This is a genomic window from Spongiactinospora gelatinilytica (assembly GCF_003236385.1).
Classification (GTDB): domain Bacteria; phylum Actinomycetota; class Actinomycetes; order Streptosporangiales; family Streptosporangiaceae; genus Spongiactinospora; species Spongiactinospora gelatinilytica.
In genome coordinates, this window is record NZ_POUA01000737.1 from 1 (window position 1) to 1,233 (window position 1,233).

At 67.7% G+C, this 1,233-nt stretch carries 1 protein-coding gene; it reads left to right on the plus strand.

The window, feature by feature from the left end; genetic code table 11:
* Positions 1 to 88: 88 nt before the first annotated feature.
* Positions 89 to 1,233 (plus strand): hypothetical protein (locus C1I98_RS39035; protein WP_111172200.1); only part of this gene is annotated, 1,145 nt, incomplete at its 3' end.

Below are 1,233 nucleotides of genomic sequence, written 5' to 3' on the forward strand. Positions count from 1 at the left end.
CCCGCCACACCCCCGATCCTGAAACCGGCCAAGGCTCAGACTCCGACAGCCGGGACACCGATGGGGTAAACCCGAATGGAACCGCCCGATGAGCCTGACCGTCTCCCAGTCCATCGCCTCCACCGGCGGCCACTCGGCCTCCTCCATCGATCAGTCCGGTCTCGTCTACGACATGAACACCGACCCTGACCCGCTGCGGGTCTCCCCCGCACAAGGGGCCCTGGAACGCGGCGACATCGTCATCGTGGCCAGCGCCATGAACTACAACTCCATCGACGTCCGCCGCATCACCGTGGGCTTCCCCGTCGGACCACACGCCCACTCCCTCACCGAGCACCTGGAGCAGATCGAAGCCACCGTCAACCACCAAGGCACCACCTGGACACCCGCGCACGACCCTCAGGAACAGCAGATCGTCTTCACACCCCCCGGCGGCAGCGCGGTCATCGCCCCCGGCAGCGGCGCGACCATCCAGATGCGCGACATCCCCGTCAACCACGCCGTCGGTACCGTCCCCCTCGGCATCACCGTCTCCTGGCGGCGCACCGGCGGCAGCACCTGGCAGGACGACAGCGACCTGATCCTCGTCGGCAAGTTCCCGCCCGACTTCCGCCTGTCCAACCTCAAAGCCTCGCCCCTCACCCTCGAACACTCCGGCAGCGTCACCCTCACCTGGGATGCGTCCGAAGGCGCGTCATACCGGCTGCTGTACGGCACCGCCGAAATCGACGTCACCAACGTGCGCAGGTACACCGTCAACAACCTGCGCCAGACCACTCCGTTCTACCTGCGCGGCATCGCCCAATCCGGCAACACCACCGTGGAGCGCACCCTGACCGCGATGGTCACCGTCACCGTCCCCGACCTGGAGGTCACCAACCTCTACGTACGCGGCAACCTCAACGCGCGCATGATGTCCAACATGATGCGCACCAGCTACACCACCGCCGACGGCTGGGGCCCGCCCGTACCGGTCAACCTCCACTCCGGCATCACCATCCCGGGCATCGCCGTGCACAACGATCGCCTGTACTGCGTCCACACCCCCTTGATCGGCGACCGCCTGCAATGGTCGGTCTCCATCGACGGCATCGACTGGCGCCCCGGGCAGCCCTTCGACGCCCGCAGCTACGACGCCCCCGCCCTCGCCTCCGCCGGCGGCCTGCTGCACTGCGTCTACCGCGACGCCGACGGCACCCTGCGGCACACCACCTTCAAGGACGAGGTGTGGAC